We start from the raw sequence: 20,475 nt of genomic DNA on the forward strand, positions 1-20,475 counted from the left end.
GATCATTTCTCCTTTTGAGGTTTACCGGCGAATGTTATTCCGGCCTTCTGCACTTCCTGATAGGGGAGCAGCCAGACCAACGATTCATCGCTCAGGTCGCCGACCTGAATGCGATTCCCCCACGGGTCGCGAAAGTCGCAGCGAAAACCAGGGTGGAGTTTCAACTTGTACTTCTGCGTCAGCTTTTTGCGTACCTCTTGAATCTGCTTCGCATCACGGACCATGAGTCCAAAATGCTTCGTACGATCAGGCTGGAGCCTCTCCACCTCAAAGATCGCCATGAACTGATGTTCGCCCAGCTTGCACCAGGCAGCGCCTTCCCCGCCACGCAACATCTTCAACCCGAACACGTCCTGATAAAACTTCACCGCCTTCTTGGCATCTGTGACCTCGATCACGATATGATTGCATCCATAGACGTGAACGGCCATTACCCACCTCCCTTTCCAGCCATGGTGTCGCCTGTGAGCTGTTGAAACACAACCACAAACTGCTCCGGCGGTTGTGCTCCGGAAAGCGCGGACGTCCCGTTGAAGACAAAATAGGGAACGCCTCGAATACCCAGACGATGGCCTGCGGCTTCCTCTGCCTTCACTGCTTCAACACCTTCAGTACCAGTCAGAAACGTTTCGGTCGCGGTTTGATCGAGCCCTGCCTGAGCCGCGACGAGAGAGAGCGTCTCGAGACTCCCGATATCTCCACCCTCGACGAAATAACGGCGAAAGAGTCGTTCAACCAGCTCATCCTGCTTCCCCTGATACCCTGCCCACCAGATGAGGCGATGTGCGGCAAATGTATGGGGCGTCCGTGCAATTCGATCGAAGGCGAACGGAATGTGTTCGGCAGCTCCTGCCGCCGCAACTTGGTCATAGATCGCTCGAGCAGCCTCAGGTCCACCAAACTTCGTGTCAAGATACTGCCGCCGGTCCATCCCGCTATTTGGCATCGTCGGATTCAACTGGAACGGCCTCCATACGACACGCGTCGTTATTGCGTCACCGACCTGCTGGAGCGCCCGTTCAAGCCGCCGCTTGCCGACGTAGCACCAGGGACAGATGACATCGGAATACACATCGATACGGATTACTGTGCCCTGGCCAGTCATATGCTTCACCTTTCACGCCCCACGAACGCCCATTAGGATAGATGCCCCATCCTTCCCGCCTGATAATCCTCGACTGCCTGAACCAGTTCGTCTTTCGTATTCATGACGAATGGGCCGTAGCGGGCAATCGGTTCATTGAGAGGCTCTCCGCCCATGACCAAGAGTCGGCTTTCGGTTTTTGCATCGATCTTCACACAGGTTCCACGAGGCGTGAGAACAACCAACTCCCCTTCCGTCACCTCGGCTGATCCGTTCACCGATACTCGCCCCCCCACGACGAGAATTGCCATATGGTGCCCATCCGGCACATTCACCTCGGTCTCCTCATCAGCCTGCAGTTGCAGATCGTAGAGCTCGATCGGTGTCACGGTGTGAGCCGGTCCCCTCCGCCCCTGAACGGATCCTGCGATCACACGCAACTTCCCTCCGCCACTCAGATCGAGGGTTGGAATATCGGCATCGAGAATCGTTTGATAACGAGGCGCGGACATTTTCTGAGACCGCGGTAGATTGACCCACAGTTGAATGGCCTGGAACGTTCCTCCCTTCTTCGCCCACTGTGGCTCGTGCATCTCTTCGTGCACGACACCGGACGCCGCCGTCATCCACTGCACATCGCCAGGTCCGATCACGCCGGCGTTGCCGGCCGAATCCCGGTGAGCCACGGCACCTTGATACAGAATCGTCACCGTTTCAAACCCGCGATGTGGGTGTTCCCCGACCCCTCTTGGATGATCGGTGCCGGAAAACTGATGCGGTCCGGCGTAGTCCAGCATGAGAAACGGGTCAACCTGCCGATCGAGATCGTTGCTCGGGAACAGATTGCGAACAGGAAACCCGTCACCGACCATATGGGCAGATCCTGGTTGATAGACGCCGAGCACGTCTTTGGTTCCCACCGTGCTTGTTGTCATAATCCCTCCTTCTTACACCATCCCCCGTAAGGCATCCTGAAGCGTCACGGTTCCCCGCACGAGCTTGTCAGGATGCTCGTACCCGATTGCGCCTGTGGAGAATGCCGTGTACATTTCTTCAAACAATCTCGCCGCCTCGTCCGAAAACCCAAGCGATGTGAACGTCGGGACCACGGCACTGAGTGGAGCCTGTTGGGCGGTTACCGTTTTCCCAAGGGTCTGACTGAGTGCCGACGCCGCTTGATCCGGGCTATACTCTTCCGGACCCGCCATTTCCACGATCTGCTTGCCCTGCCCACCGGCGATCAGCTGTTCCGCCGCAATCCTGCCGATATCTTTAGTCGAAATCATCGGAATCTTCGCCTGAGGGGCGATGAACGTCGGCAGAACTCCCTCCGCCTTCGCCGCACCGATCACCGGCGCCCAATTCTCCATGAAGTAACAGGGACGCAGCATCGTCAGCGTGTTCGCCACAGGTCCAAGCGCCTGTTCACCATAACGAGCGGCTTGAATCGGACCTGTTCCAGTCGCGATTTGTGCGCCGACCGACGACAGGAATACGACATGCTGCACCCCGCTCTTTTTGACGGCCTCCGCAGCCCGATCCATCCGCGATCGTTGATCCCCCAACCAGGCCTCAGCCCCATAATTGGGTGGCACCAATACGTAGGCCCCGTTTGCTCCTTCGAACGTCCTGGTTAAGGCGGCTACATCGTCGAGCGACGCCACCGCCACTTCCGCCCCTTTAGCTTTCCAGGTAACACCTTTCTCATTCGAACGGACAACAACTCTGACTGGGTGTTTTCTCCCCAGCAAGGTCTCTGCGACAACAGCACCGGTATTTCCCGTAGCACCAAGAACAACGAACATGATGTCCCTCCTCTTCCTGACACGACGTCAGATCGATCAGATCGACTGGTGATCACGCGCACATGATGGCGGCGCGACCAGTGATCATACAGGGCCTCGTTCCGCCAGACCACTACTCCTCCCACACCTTCCGGCTTGGCAACATACGTTCCAGCCAAAAGGCACGGAGGTCCTCACTCGATCTGCTTGAAACAAGAGGACATTCGCTTCGTCAACGCGGTACCTACCGAACGAACTGAAGAGAAGAAGTGCCGAATCAATGGCAGCATGCCGAACTGTCGGCTCGTCTACCTGAGCCTTATGCTACCTTTACCTGAGAGGGTACTGATGACGATTTCGCCCATTCGCCTCGTGCTTCACATCTCCCTGCTCATCCTGTCAGTGTGGATCGGTCTTCATGTTGTGCTGGCATCGGACGGGCACTCTCTCCCTTCACCGGTCGGTTCAGTAAGAATCTCTGTCTCCTCGTACGAACGAATTCCGATCGCCACCCTGTTGGCCCATCCAGATCGCTATCAAATGAGGGATATCCGAATCACCGGAACCGTCATGGCAATGCAGACCGAGACTATCCCGAATCGGATGATCTGTGGAAGTCCCCACGAACGGACGGCGCTGACCGTAGAAGATGACAGTGGCAGAATTGAGGTGATCGATCAAGGCGCCTGCGGGAAGAATGTCGGAGCACTCAAAGCACCGATGCTGAAGGTAGGCCAACCGATCGACCTCCTCGTGCAGATCATGCTCCCAAACGGTTTGGGCACTCGCGGCTCATCAATGGAAGCGACCATTCGCTATATCGACCTAGCCCGAGAGTAGCACGAAGTCTCGCAAATTACGGTGAGGGTACGCTTACCGTGCCGAGACGCCACCGGTGTTGCGCCTGATGGAGCGCAGATTCCCGACGGCGACTTTGTGTTGGTCGTCATCAGCAATAGGTATCTGCGATCGGAGTACTGTATGTATGAACTGTTCCGAATCTGTCGAAACTGCTCCGATAAGTCGGATCGCTTTCTCAAGAAGGTGATCTCCATCATCCTGCCTGATGCAAACATTGAACGCATGATCGACCCGCCACAACGGGCGAGCCACTGGACCGATCAGGAGGCGAAGCTTGAGCCACTCGTCGATGGCAACCTGACCGCAGTTGGAACTGAGCTTTTTAGGAAGTTCCGGTTGATCGGCGGGTTGCGCGCAACACGTCCAACATGCTGGAGTATTTGGTAGACAAACTGCAGCCCCGTGACTTTGAGCGTCAGGCTGCTGAAGGATTCAAAGAAGTCGTGACACAACTGACTCAGCGGCGCTGAGGGTCTGATCAATAGGGAAGGCGTCGCAGAAGAAAATGCTGCCCCACGTGTGGAGAACAGTCAGGTTACCTCGGCAATTACCTGACACACCGAACCATAGGGTTTCAAACCGGAATCAGCCGTGAGCAGGCGCAGGTGTTCAACGTAGGCTTGTGCCACCAAGATGCGGTCGAAGGGGTCACGATGATGCGACGGCAACCGCTCAAGGGCCAAGGTGTGCACAACCGACACCGGCAATTCTTGAAATCCACTGTCCGCGATCTTGGCGGCGAGCTCTTCTGGATCACCAGACAACTTCTTCACTTGAATCTTGATGACCACCTCCCAGAGTAACGCCGCACTGACGTAGACCAGGGGTGTGGTCTCGATCTGATGATAGATGCTTCGTGAAAGTCGTGGAGATTGGATCACAAACCACAAAAAGACATGGGTATCGAGCAGGAGATTCACGCCCCACCCTCGAACGAGGCCACCACGTCTGGTGGTAACGGCACATCAAAATCGTCGGCGATAGTCACACGTCCTTTCAACAGCCCTGGACGTCGGACCGGAATGGGCGTATCTATCGGCCCAAGCTGCGCCACGGGCGTCCCGTCTTTGCAAATCGTAATCCGCTGACCCTTCGCCACGGCGGCTAACAGTTTGGAAAAGTGTGTCTTGGCCGCATGGATATTGACGGTCTTCAGATTGGCCTTCATAGTTCCCTCATGTAGACTAACATTAGCCTACTTCTGCCCGCTGCGGACGTCAACTCAATGTCCCTGCAGGGCGATACATCCCTTATGCCCCACAAGGAATCTTGTGGCCGAATAAGCAGGTCATACGCTTGTCGATTCACCACGGGAAGGGACGATTCTGGACGAGAAGTCGGTTGAGGATGGTGAATGGATGTCAGGCCTCATAGCCTCCTCTTCCTACTCCCACCCACTGACTTCATAGCCCTTGTCCTTCAGACAACTCTCCACGGCCTCAGCGTAGGGCGGTTCCGGTTCGAGGGGTTTGAACGTGCCTCCGAGTATGCCAATGAGCAACCCCAGCCCACTGCCAGCGGCGGCCCCGATCGTCATGCCCGGCAGTCCCCCGATCACCCCGGCCGACGCACCCATGGCACCACCGAGCAACAGACCAAGCACGGCACCGGACCCCGCGTTGGCACTTTGGTGAACCCCCGGACGCAACCCGGTTCCTTCAGCGTGTTTCCGGCAGGATTCAATCTCTTGTTGCGCGACCTGCTTACCGAACAGGTGGAGGTGCTTATTCGACCGTAAAATCGGCTGGGGTCCGGAGCAGGCTGCGACAGACAGCAGCAGTATGATTCCAATCAGCCGCTGCCATGCGTGAGTAACCACGGAAGTCTCCTAGGGTGCTTGCTCTTCCTTGCTTCACTTCTCACCCTTTGGAGTAAATGTCGAGGATTTTTGAATATTGTCCGAGCACCTCTTTCCCACTCATTCGTGGATGAGCGGTGAGGTCATTTCCTTTGCGCACATAGCCAATCATTGCCCACCAACGATCTTTTTCTCTGCTTCACCTTTTCAGGTTGCGCGTGGGAGGGGTTCCTACTGCGCACATGCATCGAGCGCCGACCAAAATTTCATTCAAATGGTCTCTTGTGTGCGCGATGCGTGAGCACAGGAACTTCTCCCACACGCAACCATTCCCCCTCTACTGCCATCCCGTCACTTCATAGCCTTTCTCTTGCAAGCACCGGTTGACATAATTTGTATAGGCCTGGTTCGGCTGATGGGACGGGCCGGTCACAACTGAAAACAGTCCCGTCAGGAGGCCCCAGACCGCGCCGCTGGCTGCCCCCACCATCGATCCCAAGCCGGCTGATGCTCCGTAAATCAGGCTGCCGATGGCGCCACTGGCCGCCCCGGTGCCGGCGCCAACGGCCGTCCCCGTTGCGACACGCCCGACCTTGCTATTACCGCCTTCCTTTGCACCGGCCGATTCGGCGGATGCTTTACAGGCCTCAATGTCTTGTTCTGCCCCTTCCTTCCCCACCGATTCTAAATGCGTATTGGGATAGAGGATCGGTCGCGCACTCGAACAGGCCGAGAGCAGGAACACCACGACAAGCACACTCGCTCCGAATCCCTTCATATACGCTCCTTTTCTTTTCCGTGTTGCGGCATCAGCCGAGTCAGCAGCACCTGTGCCGTGATTCCTCGTATACAGAGTCGCTTGCGCCGAGCCTCGGCTCCAGCCTGAATCTGCACATGCGCACGCGGAACTGCGCATTGTTCTGCGATGAATCTGATTAATTCATCGTTCGCCGCGCCGTCAACCGGCCGCGCCGTCAACCTGATCTTGAGTGCATCTCCATGCACTCCGACACACTCCGTCTTCGACGCGTTCGGCTGGACATGAACCGTCAGTATCACTCCATCCTTACCGTCTCGCACAATTCCAGAAGGGAAACCCACAGGAGGTGAGAAATTAAAAGATGGCCTTGACCAATTCCAGTATGGCGCGTTGCATGTCCGTATCGTCCGTGATGGGACGGGCAATGGCCACCTCGCAGGCCCGCTCAGGTGGAATACCCTGCTTGATCAATGTACCGGCATAGATGAGGAGTCTGGTGCTGACGCCCTCTTCCAGCCCATGGTTTCTGAGATTGCGAACTTTGCGGCCGAGCTTGACGAGGTTTCCAGCCACCCCTGGATCGACCTCTGCTTCGCGTTGGATCACGCGTGATTCAATGTCGGCATTGGGGTAGTCGAATTCAATCGCCACAAATCGTTGTTTGGTACTCTGCTTCAAATCTTTCAGCACACTTTGATAGCCCGGATTGTAAGAAATCACGAGCATGAACTCGTCGGCAGCTTCAATGATTTGGCCTTTTTTCTCGATCGGCAGCACGCGCCGGTCGTCACTCAGCGGATGGATGATCACGGTAGTATCTTTCCGCGCCTCCACCACCTCGTCCAGATAGACAATGGCCCCATGCTTCACACCCAGCGTCAGCGGGCCATCCATCCAGACCGTATCCTGCCCTTTGAGCAAATACCTTCCCACTAAGTCGGATGCGGTGAGATCTTCATGACACGCGACAGTGATCAGCGGCCGACCCAGCTTGTAGGCCATGTATTGAACAAATCGTGTTTTCCCGCACCCAGTTGGTCCCTTGAGCATGACCGGCAGCTTCCGGTCCGCGGCAACGGTAAACAGCCCGACCTCCCCGGACACATCCGCATAAAACGGCTCATGGAGGATACGGTACTGTGCCAGATCGATTTCGCGGGCCGCTTGCATCAACTTCTCATGCTTACGTGGAACATCATCGCGCGCTTCCTGTCGGAAGAGACCCCGTCACAATAAACGGAATAAACGGCGAAGATCAAGCGATCGGCAAGCAGGGAGTGCTCCTAGGTCGTTTCATGCCCGTCCAGCACCTCGCGTATTTTCTGGGTGAGCACGGCCGGTGTGAACGGTTTGTGCAGAAAGGCCGTGTCCCGCTTGACTCCACCCTGCTCGAACACGGGATGGTCCGGGTAGCCCGACATGTATAAGACTTTGATGTCCGGCCGCACACCCGCCAGCTTTTCGGCGACCTCCGGCCCGCTCATCTGAGGCATCGCCACGTCGGTCAATAACAAATGAATAGGGCCCATGTGCTTGGCGCCGGTCAACAGCGCCTCGATGCCATGGCGAGCCACTAACACGTCATACCCACTGACACGCAGGGCCTCTTGCACGAGGCCGCGTACCGATGGATCATCTTCCACCACCAAAATGGTTTCCCGCCCGACTGCTCTGCCCACGGCGCCATTGGCGACCGGCGCGGCCTGGGCGGCCTCATCCACTTTCGGAAAAAAGATCTTGCAGACGGTTCCCTGTCCTAATTTACTCTCCATGCCGATCGTCCCACCGCTTTGCTTCACGATGCCGTACACCGTGGAGAGTCCCAGCCCAGTTCCCTTCCCCTTTTCTTTTGTCGTAAAGAACGGCTCGAACAAATGAGATTGCGTTTCTTCGCTCATGCCCTCTCCGGTATCCCTGATCGCCAAGAGCACATAGGATCCGTTCTCGAGTATCAGGGTTGCATGCTGAGTCCTTTTATTGACGACGGCATTCCGGGTCTCGATCGTCAGTCGGCCTCCCGTGGGCATGGCATCCCGAGCATTCACAGCCAGATTCATGATCACCTGTTCAATTTGGCCGGGATCAGCTTTGATCGATGCCAATCTTGGATCGAGGTCGAGGCAGAGGTCGACGACATCCTCACCCAACAACCGCCGCAGCATGCCGTCCATATTCATGATGATCGCATTCAAATCCACGATCTTGGTAGCCACAAATTGGCGTCGGCTGAAGGCAAGGAGTTGGCTCGTGAGGCCGGTGGCTCGATCGGCGGCTTTTTTCACTTCTTCCATTTCACGCTGGGAGGGATCCCCCGGTGCCAACCGGCCGAGGACCAATTCACTGTACCCACGGATCACCGTCAGCAGATTATTGAAATCATGCGCAACCCCGCCGGCCAGCCGTCCCACGGCTTCCATTTTCTGTGCTTGGCGGAGTTGTGCCTCTGTCTGACGCAAGGCCTCTTCCGCTCTGGTGCGCTCGCCGAATTGTCCGATTCTCAGCGCCACATCGGCGATCATACTGAGCAATTCCTCGTCCGGCTCGTGCACCTGGTGACTGAAGAACTCGATGACCCCATCGACCTCTCCGCTGATGCGAATGGGGAATCCAAACGCGCCGTGAAGACCGGCCTTAGTGACCGCTTCGGCGCGAACCAGCCCAGGATCGCTCAGGAGATCTCGTATCCAGACCGGCCGCCCACGTTCCCAGATCTGACCTGGCACACCTTGTCCCGGTTTGAACGCATGACGTGGATTCGCCGCGATCAACTCGTCGGCACAGGCACGTGCGGCTTGCCACTGGTGGAGGCATCGCAAGGTTCCCGATGGTTTATCCACTCGCCAAAAGACACCCACATCCCATTCGAGACTCTCGCCCACGGCCTGAATGATATTGGGCACGGCTTCCTCAAGTGTCATCGCCTCCGACAAGACCCGAGTCACTGCGTGTTGGGATGCTACCCGGCGTTCATCCCGACGGCGATCGGTGATATCGCGCACGAAAGCGCTAAAAATATATGTTTCGCCGATGCGGGCCGGTGACACCGCAAGCTCAACCGGAAACTCGTGCCCGTCTTTGTGGCGAGCGGAAATCTCGATACGACGATTCAATACAGGACCGATACCCGACTGCAGATACTCCCGAATTCCTTGGGTATGAGCCTCGTGATCTCGCTCGGGGATGATGGTCTCCGAAAGCGATTTCCCCATGGCCTCGTCACGAGTCCACCCGAAGATCACCGTCGCCTGTGCATTCCACTCCGTCACGATGCCGGCTGCATCAATCGTGATGACGCCATCCAGCGCCGTATCGACAATCGCGCGGTTCCGCTCCTGACTCTGCAACAACGCCGCTTCGGCCGCCCGCGCCCACGCACTTTCCTGCTGCGCCTGTCGGTATTCGGCGCGCAACCGAGCGGTCGACCAGAGGACCAAGACCAGGAGCGGGATCCAGACCGCCGCGACAATGCTGCGTTCGACATGCCCGAGCAGGAACGTTCCCACTCCCAGACTAAACAGCGTGATCAGCACCATGACGAACGTCAACCATTCGTATCGTCGTGCCATGGATGCCCGACGCTCTTCCAGCTGTGTCATCTTGCCACCCTTGTGATCGTCCAGGTATTGAGGATCATCGTTGGGCGATAGGCCAACTTCGTGGCGCGTAATCCCGGCAAACCAACATCCTCCATCGCATTGATGGAGACCGCTCCTTGCGCCAAGGCCGTCCGACAGGTGTCACGAAACACCCATTGCGCAAGACCTGGAATTGATCGATCAGCGACTTCCAACAAAATGCACCACGTGTGCGGAGTCAACCAATAGCCGAAGGTGTACGCCGCAATCGTCTCGTCAACTCTGGTCACCGTCCCGGACACGCCGATTGATGCATACGCTTCAAGCACACACGCATGGGCGGCTTCCGCGTCCTCCAAGAGAAACCTTCCCATCACATCGAGGTTGCCTCCGCGCTTCTGACTCGCCCAGCGCCGATGCAGATCCATACAGTCTTGTCGGTATTCAGGGCGATAGGGTTCGCTCCTAACTCTCTGTTCCCGTTCCACACGATTACAGAGCGCGCGTTGGGATTTATAGGGATCCCCTACCAGTGCAGCCAACGCCGACGCTGCGTAGAGATAGTCTCCGTCGTTGTTTCGGAATTGATACCCCTCTTTGGCGAATAGGGCTCGCTGTGCATTCAGCACCTGCTCAATCCGGCTGACCGGGGAGTCCCCGTTCCATTGATGCATGAAGGCGAATGCCTGATCCACGGCTTCATCCAGAGGACCAGGTCGAAGCGGAGGCAATGGCATAAACCATCCATCCGGCGAGCGCGCGAACAAAAAGAAGGTATCATCAACCTCCATCCACCAATAGGGAAGCAGCGAGGTCCATATGTAATGATAGGGAAAGGAAAATGCAGCCGGGGTGTCGGAAGAACGCATACCAAATCGCTCGATCGCTCGCTCAAAAGGGGCCGCATCCGAGACTGTAAGAGGTCGGAGTCGAGGGTCGACTTGCCGCGGCACAAGTCGGGCCGTCAGTTCAGGCAATGGTTTGAGCACGATCACGTCGTCCTGAAACCGGCCGATCAGGTTCGGGTTGGCCACGATCTTGTCCATGAGGGCACCGTGTACCAAGCGGCGTGCCACCTGATCAGCGTAGGCACGAATCGAATGAGGAGTCTCTTCCCGCATAAAAGGGCACTTGGTATCCCACCCCAGGAGGACTTCTTTTCTTGATGCATTCCACATCAACGCCAATGGATAGATCTGACAGTCGAGTGGGCGCACCCCGTAGATTCCACAAAGGCCGGAGGTAGAATCGAACGCCGGACAGAGATACCCCTCACCAGTCGGATTCTTGACGAGATTCACTTGCGAGCCGGACTTGTCAGGGAACGAGACCTCAGGCATTCCCTGCATCACGGCATCGGTGATTTCCTGTGATGCAAAGTATGGGCGAAGAAAACTCTCGACTTCCGGGAAACGACAACAGACATCACAGCGCGCACAGGTCGAACCCGGCACGAATTGCGGTAGACCCCTTGCTGTTTGTTTGGAATCCATCGTAATGAGGCCCATCGGGTGCCCATCATACGACGCATGCCAAAAGGTAGCAAGAACGCGACCTCTTCCGGCGCAGGATAATTGTCACCCCGCCGATATCGTACCCGTGTTCAGAGCCCTTGTCGCCCTAGGTCCTGCGTGCTAGCATTCACCGTCTTGTCGACTCGAACGCCGTTGGGATGCCTGACGCACCGATGGCAAAGGATAGGCCCACGTGGAACAAACGCACGGCATCTGCCCAACACTCTCAACGGCAGCGGCCTATGACCGCTGTACGACCGTTCGAACACGCTTAGGCGGCACCGATCTATTTGGGGTTTCCTGGCGCATCAGTCCCTGCCCGCTTCGCCTATCCGCTGACGAACTCCAGTTTTTTAGCGCGTTAGGCCCACACCTCCTGTCGTTTTATCGAGGGCTCAATCGCCTCTACAACGAAAGCGTGAAAGGTCTCCAGCCTACGTGGGTTGCCGCCTACCTCGATCAAGGGAAACCGGAATCCTTACTACAGTACAGCCGGATGAAACGGTTTCGCGACGAAGTCCCGGCCGTCATTAGACCCGACGTCATTCCGACGCAGGACGGCATGGTGATCACTGAGCTGGATTCAGTTCCCGGAGGCATCGGTCTGACGGCTTGCCTGTCTCAGATCTACCATGACCTTGATGAGGGGCATTCGCAGATCATCGGAGGACGGGATGGGATGGTTCGAAACTTTGCCCGCATGCTGCGATCGCATCAAGCCCAGCGCGCAGGCTGTGTGGCCATCTTGGTGTCCGAGGAATCCAAAGACTACCGGCCGGAGATGTTGTGGCTCGCCGAACAGCTCCGCAAGGAAGGACTCTCTGCCTGGTGCGTCGAGCCTCGCGAGATTCGATTTACGGAGGACGGGTTATGGCTGGATGCCGACGGGCACGAGCAACCCATTGGCGTCGTCTACCGCTTCTATGAACTGTTCGACCTCCTGAACATCCCCAAGGCCGAACTGATCCAATATGCCGCCAAGAAGGGGCGGGTCGCCGTGACCCCTCCCTACAAACCGGCACTGGAGGAAAAGTCAGCCTTTGCGCTGTTTCACCATCCCATTCTGCGCCCATTTTGGGAAAAGGAACTTGAGGCCGAATGCATGACCCAATTGACCAGGGTCATCCCGAAAACCTGGTTACTCGACCCAGCACCGCTTCCGGCCATCGCCACGATTCCAGATCTCTATCTCGGTCCTCGGGCCGTCGCGCGCTGGACCGATCTTGAGAACGCTACGCAGAAGGAGCGCCAGTTTGTCATTAAGCCGTCGGGATTCTCGGAGCTGGCCTGGGGAAGCCGAGGAGTTTCTGTGGGGCATGACCTTCCACAAGCTGAATGGGGCGACGCGCTGCGCAACGCGCTGGCCTCTTTCCCGACTACTCCTTACATCTTGCAGGCATTTCACAAGGGCCGGTTGTTCGAGATGGAGTTTCTGGATGAAGGCAAGGCTGCTGTCGTTCAGATGTCCGGCCGCACTCGGCTTTCTCCCTACTATTTTGTGTCGGACGGAACAGTCAAACTGGCCGGCATCCTGGCGACCATCTGCCCCGCCGACAAGAAAGTGCTCCATGGCATGAAGGACGCGATACTGGCGCCTTGTGCCGTTCAGACCAGCTGAAGTATGCCTACAAACAAAATGGAAAAAGGCCGTTTCACTTTCTTCGTTTTCCTGGTAGCCTTATGTCACCGTGGCTTTAACTCTCTTCCATGTCGACTGGTGTCCTGACTGTCACGTGGTCCGACAAAAACTGAGCGTTCTGAAGGTCTCCTATCAGGATATCGTCGTGCCTGACAGCAGACGGATGCGGACACAAGTCTACGATGTATCCGGCCAATATTATGTCCCGGTCCTCAAGGACGACGACCTGATCCTGACGGAGACCGAAGACATTCTTCATTATCTGGATACACGATACGGGGCAGCCGGCGTGGGCGATGCGGCCGCGGTGCAATTTGAGTCGCAAGCCCGTGCGATACCTGATACCCCGAATGAAGACGACGACCACCCTTCCTGCCGGATCAACTGATCAATAAAGGACGATTCATGGAAGAATGGAGACAAGTCCTCGCCCGAAGTATCGTCAAACCGAAAGACTTGGCGGAACGGTTTGGGCTCGACGAGAAAGAGGTTGAAGCGATCGTCGGCCCATATCCCATGCGAATCACTCCAACCGTCCTGGAGACCATCAAATCCCCGGGAGATGCAATTTGGAAACAGGTCGTCCCCGAAATGGCGGAATTGGATGATATTGCGGCTGATGATGATCCCCTAGAGGAGGATCTCATGAGCCCGGTGCCCCACCTCGTTCATCGGTATCCGGACCGAGTGCTGTTGATGGTGACGAATCAATGTCCGATCTACTGCCGCTTCTGCACGAGAAAACGGCTGGTCGGCAAACCCGGCTTCCTCAAGAAGGGGGAATTGGACCGCGCGATCGAGTATCTCCGAGAACACCGGGAGGTGCGTGATGTCATTCTCTCCGGTGGCGACCCGTTGCTGCTCCCCGACCACCTCCTTGAGCGGGTCCTGAAATCACTTCGAACGATTCCCCACCTGGAATTGATCCGGATTGGGTCGCGTGTACCAGGAAGCCTGCCTGAACGCATCACGCCCGCACTATGTGAAATGGTCAAACGATACCACCCCATCTATATGAACCTACATTTCAATCATCCCGATGAACTCACGCCTGCGGTCAAGGCCGCCTGCGGCAGACTGGCCGATGCCGGCATACCATTGGGCGCGCAGACCGTGCTCCTGAAGGACGTCAATGACGATCCTGAGACGATGAAACGTCTCGTTCATCAGCTGCTCCTGGCCCGGGTAAAGCCCTACTACCTGTACCAAGCCGATCTGACCAAAGGGACCAATCATTTCCGGACGACCGTAGAAACCGGCTTGAATATCATCAAAGCACTCCAAGGCCATACCAGTGGAATGGCCGTACCCCACTTCGTCATCGATGCACCTGGCGGCGGTGGGAAGATTCCATTGTTACCAGCCGATTATTTGGTTCATCTGGACGAAGATGGGGCTGTTCTCCGCAACTACGAGCATAAATCGTTCCTCTATCCTCAACCCAAGACCGGGTCTGGGCGCGAGCTTCCGATGGTCGGCGCCCGATCCTCGCGTGAGGCCTCGGATGAGGAAGCCTATGCGTCCTGCAGTGACAGCTATCCCGATCGAGACGGCTTCGCGTCGTGGGGAAACAGCTGTGGCGGAGAGTCGGACGACCTGTGACCACACCATCTCGCCGGGCCGGCATTCTCCCCTACCAGGACATTAAGCGCCTGATCGCGAGTCGTGCCGTGATGTCTTCGCCGGCCGTCGAAGACCGACAACTTCAACCGGCTAGCCTCGACCTCCGCTTAGGGCACAAAGCCTATCGCTTGATCAGCAGTTTCTTACCCGAGCTGTCGGCCATTTCCTCTCGGCTCAACGTGTTGGATTTTTATCAGTCCGATCTCGTCATGTATGAGATGGACCTGACGGACGGTGCCATTCTGGAGAAGGGCCACGTCTACCTGGTCCCCCTACTGGAACACCTGGCGCTTCCGAAGACGATTCGCGCCCATGCAAACCCCAAGAGCACGACCGGGCGCTTGGACATCTTTACCCGCGTGGTCACGGACCTCACCGCGGGATTCGATGAAATCCGAGCCGGTTATCGAGGTCAATTATTCCTTGAAATTGTCCCACGCTCCTTTGCTATCAATGTGCGTACCGGACAGTCCTTGAATCAGATCCGGTTTGTCGCCGGTGAAGCCACCGTGGCTGACCAAGCCCTGCTGGCCCTCCATCGACGGACTCCCTTGCTCTACCAAAATAGCGGGGCACTGAAACCCGTCGGGAACGGCGACTTTCGAGCCGATCGTGGCCTGTTCCTTCGGATCGATCTGGCGGGATCAGATCGGGGGAATAACCGGGTGATCGGGTACCGGGCAAAAAAGAATAGTCACGTGATTGATCTGGCAAAAATCAGTCATTATGCAGCATCAGACTTTTGGGAACCGCTTCCCCGTCATCGTCAGGACAGCCTGCTCTTGGAGCCGGAGGAGTTCTACATCCTCGCCTCAAAGGAACGCATCCGCGTTCCGGCGGGCTATGCCGCCGAAATGGTGGCCTACGAAGCGGCCTGTGGCGAGTTACGAACGCATTACGCCGGGTTCTTCGACCCAGGGTTCGGCTTTGGGTCGAAGGGAGAAATCAAAGGGACACAAGTCGTGCTGGAAGTTCGTCCCCATGATGTGCCATTCTTAATCCATGATGGACAGACGTTTTTCAAAGTCGTCTATGAGAAAATGCTGGGTGTTCCGACACAACTCTATGGATCGGGGTTGGGGTCATCCTATCAACAACAATCACTCACACTGAGTAAACATTTTAAGGTCTAGCGATGGCTCCAACTGATCTCCCACCTTCTCACAACGACCCAGTGCATTCGCCTTCCCCCTCCTCATCAGACGGGCAGGAAGGGGGGAATGAACACCAAGTCCACGTCATCGGTCTGATGATCGGCACCGCGTTGATGTTCATCGGCTTTTTGAACATCTTCCTCTCTATCAGCGGAGGGTTCGAAATCAATGAGGTGCCGTTTCTCATCTACTTCGGAGGTCTGACGATCTGGGCCAATGCGGCAATCGAAACACCCGGCATTCGGTACGGAGTCATGGGCCTCGCCGTCACATTAGCCCTGGTCCTGTTTCAGTATGGCGAAGTGTTGTTTTGGCACAAACAGATGCTCTTTTGGGGTACCATCATCATCGTGATGTACTTCATGTTCGTCGAACCGAAGAAGCCGACCCCGTGATCTCCAGGATGACAATCTCTGTCATCATCCCGACGCTAAACGAAGAACGGAGTCTGCCACAGAGTCTCGCATGTTTGTCGGCCTCGGCTCCCACTGAGATCATCATCGTCGACGGAGGCAGCACAGACCGTACCCTCGACCTTGCTCACGACTTCTGTGGACGCATGACAAACGCCCGTGTCATCACGGCGCGACAAGGCCGCGCGTCCCAAATGAATGAAGGCGCGAAGGCCAGTCAGGGTGAGGTCCTCCTCTTCTTGCATGCCGACACTCAACTTCCGCCACAAGCTGAACGGATTGTTGGATTGGCCTTAACCAGCCCATCCGTGGTGGGGGGACGTTTCGACGTCCGATTCGATAGCTCTTCGCCGTGGAGCCAAGTCATCAGCTCCTTTATGAATCGCAGGTCGCGCCTGACGAGGATCGCAACCGGCGATCAAGCCCTTTTTGTGCGCCGTGACGTATTCGAGATGCTCGGCGGTTTTAGTGAGATTCCCCTGATGGAAGACATTGAATTCAGCAGGCGACTCCAGCAAGCCGGTGGTATTGTGGCACTCCGAGACACCGTCGTGACCTCCTTTAGACGGTGGGACACACAAGGCCCCCTGCGGACCATTCTCTTTATGTGGACGCTGCGTTTCCTCTACTGGGCGGGTGTCAGCCCGCATCAACTGGCCCGTGTCTACCACGCGGTGCGATAGGGTATGCCGACTGCTCCTTCCCTTGACCGGAACTTGACTCGTGGTACCGCTCTGGTCATCTTTGCCAAGGCCCCCGTTCCCGGGCAGGTCAAGACGCGCCTCTGCCCACCGCTGACTCCCGACGAGGCCGCCACACTCCACGGCAGCTTTGTACTCGATACACTCGAACGCACCAAAGCAGCCGTTGGAAAGCTGAAGTTGGACATGGATCGCTACCTTGCCTGCGCCCCATCCACTACCCATGTATTTTTCAAGATCATGGAAGAGCGGCAAGGTGTCAAATTGATCGATCAAGTCGGAGCTGATCTCGGTGCACGAATGCATGAGGCGGTAAAGATAATGTTCGGGCGAGGCTATCGCCAAACCATCATCACCGGCACTGATGTCCCCACGTTGCCGCTCAACCTTTTTGAACAGGCCCTCACCTCGCTGAAAGACCATGATGTCGTCCTCGGTCCAGCGCTCGACGGTGGCTATTATCTGATGGGGATCAACCAGGCAGTCCCAGAACTATTTTCTGACATCCCATGGTCGACCGACCAAGTGCTGAGGCTCACACAAGAGAAAGCAGCCAGGCTTGGTTTGAAGACGGCCTTGCTACAACCCTGGCGCGACGTGGATACATTGGACGATCTGGAAGCATTGATCGAAGCGTGCACAACCGACAGCAAGAAATCCAAAAATGAGCGAGTTGTTTCGACCCGCACCGCCGGTGTCCTCCAAGCGCTCACGAAACGACTTCGTTCAAGAACATGACATTTCACTAGCCGTTCGGACGAGGAACCGCATGAACCAGCGCGTCGCATTGATCACTGGTGGGGCAAAAGGCATCGGACGGGGAATTGCCCTCGACCTCGCCGCCCAACAATCGAGGATCGCCATCTGCTACCGAACGAGTGAGGCAGCCGCACAACAGACGGCACAAGACATCACGACCCGCGGCGGGGAGGCCCTTGTGATCCGGTGTGATGTCTCAGACCCGGTAGCCTCGAAGAACTTAGTGGCACAAGTTGAACAAACGTGGGGGCGAATCGATGTTCTCATCAATGGAGCTGGCCCCTATCACCGCATCAACCTGTTCGACGAAACCGTTGCGGGGTGGAACGAGATGTTCGACGGCAACCTGCATCCCATCTTCTACCTTGCTCGGGCCGTTGCACCAGGCATGAAGGCCCGTAAAGTGGGCAGGATTATCAGTTTCAGTATGGCCAATGCTGATCAGATGGAAGCACAGCCTGATGTCACCGGCCATTACATTGCCAAAGCAGGCGTCCTCATTCTCACACGCACGTTAGCCAAGCTCCTGGCTCCCTATGGGATTACGGTCAACGCTATTTCGCCCGGCTTCATCGACTCCGGCAGCGCCCCACCTCAGGAACTTGCGGCCATGACGAAACGCATTCCTGCTGGGTACATCGGAACGGTTGATGATACGATTGCCGCAGTCCGATATTTGCTCAGCGAAGAAGCCCGGTACGTCAATGGCGCGAATATCCAAATCAGCGGAGCCTGGGGGATATAGGGTAGAACGACACCCAGGTTAGTTCCTTGCTCACTGAGCGCGCACTCGGAATGAGTATATTCTCTGATGAAGGGCTGTGCTCGCTCAATGTGCGCAGGGGAACCAACCTGGATGCCATTCTAGGCAGAGAAGAGAATTCAGGAAAGGAAGGGACACCGATGAAATCGGATCAAGAACGTGAGGCGCATAGACGGTTCGTCCAGGCCCTGCAACACGAACACCTGACTTGCGCCAAGCCAGGATGCGGTGGCCCCATGGATGTGGTTGATCACACGCTGCACACTGCCAAGATTAAGACGTATGAGGCTACATGCGAACAGTGTCATACCGTGGAACACATCACTGGAAAAGAAACACACCAACCTGCGTGGGATGATGCCTCAATCACATTGATGGCAGAAGCACACCTCCTTCACGATCAACCAATTTGCCCCTTCGACGAAACCCCCATTACCTTTGTCTCGTTGCCCAATCCGCGCCGGAAAGGTCGCTATCGTCTCTTATGTTACTACTGCGGCCGACACACGGAAATGAACTGGCCACCACCAGAAGCCAAACGATAATTCAACACAGTCCTGCAATCTCAGACTATTGTCCCCTTAGGCGACAAGTGCTTTTCGGATGAACTCTCCAACTCGACGGAAGTAGTCCTTCCCACCGACGACATACGTGTCGTTATGTCCGGCACCTTCGATCACATACCATTCCTTGGGTGATTTGGCCGCGTCGAAGACCTGGCGACCAAACTCAATGGGAATAATCTCGTCCTTGTCTCCATGGATGATCAGCTTGGGAAGCGACAGCTGCGGGAGCCTGTCGATCAATCGATGTGCGGCTCCGAGGAGCCAATGCACAGGTACCCCCCCATAATAGAATTTGGCCACTGCCTCGATAGAAGGAAATGATGACTCGAGAATCAAGGCCGAGGCAGGCCGTTGGGCTGCGAGTTCTCCTGCCACGGACGCTCCCAGCGACCGCCCGAACAGCACAATTCGTTCGGGACGAATCTTTCTGACTCTGGTCAGGTAGTCATATGCCCCAACGGCATCATCATAGAAACCCTGCTCCGTGGGACGAATATTCTGACTCTTCCCATATCCCCGATAGTCGAACAAGAAGACGGACAGTCCCATCTGGTAGAGAAGCTTCAGATTATCGAGGCGATTGATGATGTTGCCCGCATTGCCATGGCACCAGAGTAAGACGGGACGGTTGGCGGCTGCTTCAACATACCAGCCGAAAAGTCGCGACCTATCAGTGGCCTGAAACCACACATCTTCGAGCGGCAAACCGGTCAGCCTTGCCCAGTCTCGATCCTGCCATGATTCGGGGTAATAGACGAAGAATTGGTCAAGCAGGCTCATCGCACGAGGATAGCGAAGTCAGCTCCGAGAAGGAAGAGGAAGACAGGTTGGCGTTGTTTCTCTTAGCCAGGTAAAAACCGATTGTTTCCTTGGGCAATCCCATACCTGCGATATAACATCTAGCTCAGATACTTGCCTTTTCCTTATTAGGGGAGAATCTATAATGTATAGATCACTTTCTGCAACGCTCTGTGGACTATATGCGGTGCTAACCCTATCAGGCTGCTCAATTGCGATGGCGATGATCGGCGACAAGGAACCTGATTTTGAGCATATTAAGGTCGGAGCAACCAAAGAGGAAATTGATTTCGAGTTCAATCAGCCTGGAACGCCAAAAGACATTGGTGACGGCACTACTGAAGTGACATACAAATACTCAATGGGTAATTCGCCTAATGCTGCCCGTGCCGCAATTTACGGTTATTATGACTTAGCTACCCTGGGGTTTGCTGAGCCTGCGTTCACTGTGATTGAACTTTTTGTAGGGCACAAAGAAGAGACTCACATCGTTTACGGCGCCGACAACAGAGTACTTCGTATCAGTGGGTATACTCCTCCACCGCTTTCGGCTGAAGAGAAGGCTGCCCTTGCGGAACAGGACAAGTATGTCCGAAAGCGACCGGCATCACGCTTGAATCAGACTCCTCATCCTGACACAGCAGAAAATCCACAAAACACCACTTCACCCTAGACCACATCCA

At 56.1% G+C, this 20,475-nt stretch carries 25 protein-coding genes; 12 read left to right on the top strand and 13 right to left on the bottom strand.

The genetic code is table 11. The features are described 5' to 3' along the window. Positions 1 to 2: 2 nt before the first annotated feature. Genes IPM58_16485 through IPM58_16500 form a run of 4 tightly spaced genes read right to left on the bottom strand, consistent with a single transcriptional unit; the run spans position 3 to position 2,889 of the window. The gene (locus IPM58_16485) at positions 3 to 431 is read right to left on the bottom strand and encodes a VOC family protein (GenBank protein ID MBK9308632.1); all 429 of its coding nucleotides are present in this window, start codon (positions 429 to 431) and stop codon (positions 3 to 5) included. Further along, complete coding sequence (locus IPM58_16490) at positions 431 to 1,105, bottom strand: DsbA family oxidoreductase (protein MBK9308633.1); 675 nt, start codon at positions 1,103 to 1,105, stop codon at positions 431 to 433. The genes IPM58_16485 and IPM58_16490 overlap by 1 nt, the downstream gene beginning before the upstream one ends. Before the next feature lie 32 nt (positions 1,106 to 1,137). Then, complete coding sequence (locus IPM58_16495; protein MBK9308634.1) at positions 1,138 to 2,019, bottom strand: pirin family protein; 882 nt, start codon at positions 2,017 to 2,019, stop codon at positions 1,138 to 1,140. 12 nt (positions 2,020 to 2,031) lie between these two features. Continuing rightward, entirely contained in the window at positions 2,032 to 2,889 is an 858-nt protein-coding gene (locus IPM58_16500; protein ID MBK9308635.1) for an NmrA family NAD(P)-binding protein, read from the bottom strand. A gap of 327 nt (positions 2,890 to 3,216) precedes the next feature. Here IPM58_16500 and IPM58_16505 point away from each other — a divergent pair, with 327 nt between their 5' ends. Together IPM58_16505 and IPM58_16510 are read left to right on the top strand one after the other, a co-directional pair. After that, complete coding sequence (locus tag IPM58_16505; protein MBK9308636.1) at positions 3,217 to 3,708, top strand: hypothetical protein; 492 nt, start codon at positions 3,217 to 3,219, stop codon at positions 3,706 to 3,708. Between the two features lie 141 nt (positions 3,709 to 3,849). Further along, on the top strand, positions 3,850 to 4,116 hold the full coding sequence (locus IPM58_16510; protein ID MBK9308637.1) for a hypothetical protein: 267 nt from the start codon (positions 3,850 to 3,852) through the stop codon (positions 4,114 to 4,116). 143 nt (positions 4,117 to 4,259) lie between these two features. Here IPM58_16510 and IPM58_16515 read toward each other — a convergent pair whose 3' ends face one another. The 8 genes from IPM58_16515 to IPM58_16550 form a co-directional block, all read right to left on the bottom strand. Then, positions 4,260 to 4,649, bottom strand: coding sequence for a type II toxin-antitoxin system VapC family toxin (locus IPM58_16515; protein ID MBK9308638.1), 390 nt, complete (start codon positions 4,647 to 4,649; stop codon positions 4,260 to 4,262). Then, complete coding sequence (locus IPM58_16520; protein ID MBK9308639.1) at positions 4,646 to 4,885, bottom strand: type II toxin-antitoxin system Phd/YefM family antitoxin; 240 nt, start codon at positions 4,883 to 4,885, stop codon at positions 4,646 to 4,648. The genes IPM58_16515 and IPM58_16520 overlap by 4 nt, the downstream gene beginning before the upstream one ends. 228 nt (positions 4,886 to 5,113) lie before the next feature. Beyond that, the gene (locus IPM58_16525; protein MBK9308640.1) at positions 5,114 to 5,548 is read right to left on the bottom strand and encodes a hypothetical protein; all 435 of its coding nucleotides are present in this window, start codon (positions 5,546 to 5,548) and stop codon (positions 5,114 to 5,116) included. Positions 5,549 to 5,864: 316 nt separating this feature from the next. Further along, entirely contained in the window at positions 5,865 to 6,305 is a 441-nt protein-coding gene (locus tag IPM58_16530) for a hypothetical protein (GenBank protein MBK9308641.1), read from the bottom strand. Next, on the bottom strand, positions 6,302 to 6,610 hold the full coding sequence (locus IPM58_16535; GenBank protein ID MBK9308642.1) for a YggU family protein: 309 nt from the start codon (positions 6,608 to 6,610) through the stop codon (positions 6,302 to 6,304). The genes IPM58_16530 and IPM58_16535 overlap by 4 nt, the downstream gene beginning before the upstream one ends. A gap of 31 nt (positions 6,611 to 6,641) precedes the next feature. After that, a complete protein-coding gene (locus IPM58_16540; protein MBK9308643.1) occupies positions 6,642 to 7,457 on the bottom strand; it encodes a CbbQ/NirQ/NorQ/GpvN family protein in 816 nt (271 codons plus the stop codon). Between the two features lie 113 nt (positions 7,458 to 7,570). Then, on the bottom strand, positions 7,571 to 9,883 hold the full coding sequence (locus IPM58_16545) for a PAS domain S-box protein (protein ID MBK9308644.1): 2,313 nt from the start codon (positions 9,881 to 9,883) through the stop codon (positions 7,571 to 7,573). Further along, the gene (locus IPM58_16550) at positions 9,880 to 11,370 is read right to left on the bottom strand and encodes a DUF2156 domain-containing protein (protein ID MBK9308645.1); all 1,491 of its coding nucleotides are present in this window, start codon (positions 11,368 to 11,370) and stop codon (positions 9,880 to 9,882) included. Before IPM58_16550 ends, IPM58_16545 begins: the two co-directional genes overlap by 4 nt. 199 nt (positions 11,371 to 11,569) lie before the next feature. Here IPM58_16550 and IPM58_16555 point away from each other — a divergent pair, with 199 nt between their 5' ends. From IPM58_16555 to IPM58_16595, 9 genes are all read left to right on the top strand, one after another. Continuing rightward, a complete protein-coding gene (locus IPM58_16555) occupies positions 11,570 to 12,994 on the top strand; it encodes a hypothetical protein (protein MBK9308646.1) in 1,425 nt (474 codons plus the stop codon). Between the two features lie 70 nt (positions 12,995 to 13,064). Then, complete coding sequence (locus IPM58_16560) at positions 13,065 to 13,403, top strand: glutathione S-transferase N-terminal domain-containing protein (protein MBK9308647.1); 339 nt, start codon at positions 13,065 to 13,067, stop codon at positions 13,401 to 13,403. A 17-nt stretch (positions 13,404 to 13,420) separates the two neighbouring features. Next, complete coding sequence (locus tag IPM58_16565) at positions 13,421 to 14,617, top strand: KamA family radical SAM protein (protein MBK9308648.1); 1,197 nt, start codon at positions 13,421 to 13,423, stop codon at positions 14,615 to 14,617. Then, positions 14,614 to 15,771: a 2'-deoxycytidine 5'-triphosphate deaminase gene (locus IPM58_16570; GenBank protein MBK9308649.1), complete on the top strand. Its 1,158-nt coding sequence runs from the start codon at positions 14,614 to 14,616 to the stop codon at positions 15,769 to 15,771. Before IPM58_16565 ends, IPM58_16570 begins: the two co-directional genes overlap by 4 nt. 2 nt (positions 15,772 to 15,773) lie before the next feature. Then, positions 15,774 to 16,187: a hypothetical protein gene (locus IPM58_16575; protein MBK9308650.1), complete on the top strand. Its 414-nt coding sequence runs from the start codon at positions 15,774 to 15,776 to the stop codon at positions 16,185 to 16,187. 8 nt (positions 16,188 to 16,195) lie between these two features. Beyond that, the gene (locus IPM58_16580) at positions 16,196 to 16,888 is read left to right on the top strand and encodes a TIGR04283 family arsenosugar biosynthesis glycosyltransferase (protein MBK9308651.1); all 693 of its coding nucleotides are present in this window, start codon (positions 16,196 to 16,198) and stop codon (positions 16,886 to 16,888) included. 3 nt (positions 16,889 to 16,891) lie between these two features. Continuing rightward, positions 16,892 to 17,644 (top strand): TIGR04282 family arsenosugar biosynthesis glycosyltransferase, encoded by a 753-nt coding sequence (locus tag IPM58_16585; GenBank protein MBK9308652.1) that lies wholly within the window; start codon positions 16,892 to 16,894, stop codon positions 17,642 to 17,644. 31 nt (positions 17,645 to 17,675) lie between these two features. Next, positions 17,676 to 18,410 carry an SDR family oxidoreductase gene (locus IPM58_16590; GenBank protein ID MBK9308653.1) on the top strand — a complete coding sequence of 245 codons (735 nt, stop codon included), beginning with the start codon at positions 17,676 to 17,678 and terminating at the stop codon, positions 18,408 to 18,410. A 158-nt stretch (positions 18,411 to 18,568) separates the two neighbouring features. Further along, positions 18,569 to 18,973, top strand: a complete 405-nt coding sequence (locus IPM58_16595; GenBank protein MBK9308654.1) for a hypothetical protein — start codon at positions 18,569 to 18,571, stop codon at positions 18,971 to 18,973. A gap of 36 nt (positions 18,974 to 19,009) precedes the next feature. Here IPM58_16595 and IPM58_16600 read toward each other — a convergent pair whose 3' ends face one another. After that, positions 19,010 to 19,774 carry an alpha/beta hydrolase gene (locus IPM58_16600; GenBank protein ID MBK9308655.1) on the bottom strand — a complete coding sequence of 255 codons (765 nt, stop codon included), beginning with the start codon at positions 19,772 to 19,774 and terminating at the stop codon, positions 19,010 to 19,012. A gap of 163 nt (positions 19,775 to 19,937) precedes the next feature. Between IPM58_16600 and IPM58_16605 the strand changes: the two genes are divergently transcribed. After that, positions 19,938 to 20,465, top strand: coding sequence for a hypothetical protein (locus IPM58_16605; protein MBK9308656.1), 528 nt, complete (start codon positions 19,938 to 19,940; stop codon positions 20,463 to 20,465). Positions 20,466 to 20,475 lie beyond the last annotated feature (10 nt).

This window comes from Nitrospira sp. (genome assembly GCA_016715825.1).
Taxonomy (GTDB): Bacteria; Nitrospirota; Nitrospiria; order Nitrospirales; family Nitrospiraceae; genus Nitrospira_D.

Bases quoted from the DNA above. Each gene is read 5' to 3' on its own strand.
- IPM58_16485 (MBK9308632.1), bottom strand. From the start codon at position 431: ATGGCCGTTCACGTCTATGGATGCAATCATATCGTGATCGAGGTCACA.
- IPM58_16490 (MBK9308633.1), bottom strand. From the start codon at position 1,105: ATGACTGGCCAGGGCACAGTAATCCGTATCGATGTGTATTCCGATGTC.
- IPM58_16495 (MBK9308634.1), bottom strand. From the start codon at position 2,019: ATGACAACAAGCACGGTGGGAACCAAAGACGTGCTCGGCGTCTATCAA.
- IPM58_16500 (MBK9308635.1), bottom strand. From the start codon at position 2,889: ATGTTCGTTGTTCTTGGTGCTACGGGAAATACCGGTGCTGTTGTCGCA.
- IPM58_16505 (MBK9308636.1), top strand. From the start codon at position 3,217: ATGACGATTTCGCCCATTCGCCTCGTGCTTCACATCTCCCTGCTCATC.
- IPM58_16510 (MBK9308637.1), top strand. From the start codon at position 3,850: ATGTATGAACTGTTCCGAATCTGTCGAAACTGCTCCGATAAGTCGGAT.
- IPM58_16530 (MBK9308641.1), bottom strand. From the start codon at position 6,305: ATGAAGGGATTCGGAGCGAGTGTGCTTGTCGTGGTGTTCCTGCTCTCG.
- IPM58_16540 (MBK9308643.1), bottom strand. From the start codon at position 7,457: ATGCAAGCGGCCCGCGAAATCGATCTGGCACAGTACCGTATCCTCCAT.
- IPM58_16545 (MBK9308644.1), bottom strand. From the start codon at position 9,883: ATGACACAGCTGGAAGAGCGTCGGGCATCCATGGCACGACGATACGAA.
- IPM58_16550 (MBK9308645.1), bottom strand. From the start codon at position 11,370: ATGGGCCTCATTACGATGGATTCCAAACAAACAGCAAGGGGTCTACCG.
- IPM58_16565 (MBK9308648.1), top strand. From the start codon at position 13,421: ATGGAAGAATGGAGACAAGTCCTCGCCCGAAGTATCGTCAAACCGAAA.
- IPM58_16575 (MBK9308650.1), top strand. From the start codon at position 15,774: ATGGCTCCAACTGATCTCCCACCTTCTCACAACGACCCAGTGCATTCG.
- IPM58_16580 (MBK9308651.1), top strand. From the start codon at position 16,196: ATGACAATCTCTGTCATCATCCCGACGCTAAACGAAGAACGGAGTCTG.
- IPM58_16585 (MBK9308652.1), top strand. From the start codon at position 16,892: ATGCCGACTGCTCCTTCCCTTGACCGGAACTTGACTCGTGGTACCGCT.
- IPM58_16590 (MBK9308653.1), top strand. From the start codon at position 17,676: ATGAACCAGCGCGTCGCATTGATCACTGGTGGGGCAAAAGGCATCGGA.
- IPM58_16595 (MBK9308654.1), top strand. From the start codon at position 18,569: ATGAAATCGGATCAAGAACGTGAGGCGCATAGACGGTTCGTCCAGGCC.
- IPM58_16600 (MBK9308655.1), bottom strand. From the start codon at position 19,774: ATGAGCCTGCTTGACCAATTCTTCGTCTATTACCCCGAATCATGGCAG.
- IPM58_16605 (MBK9308656.1), top strand. From the start codon at position 19,938: ATGTATAGATCACTTTCTGCAACGCTCTGTGGACTATATGCGGTGCTA.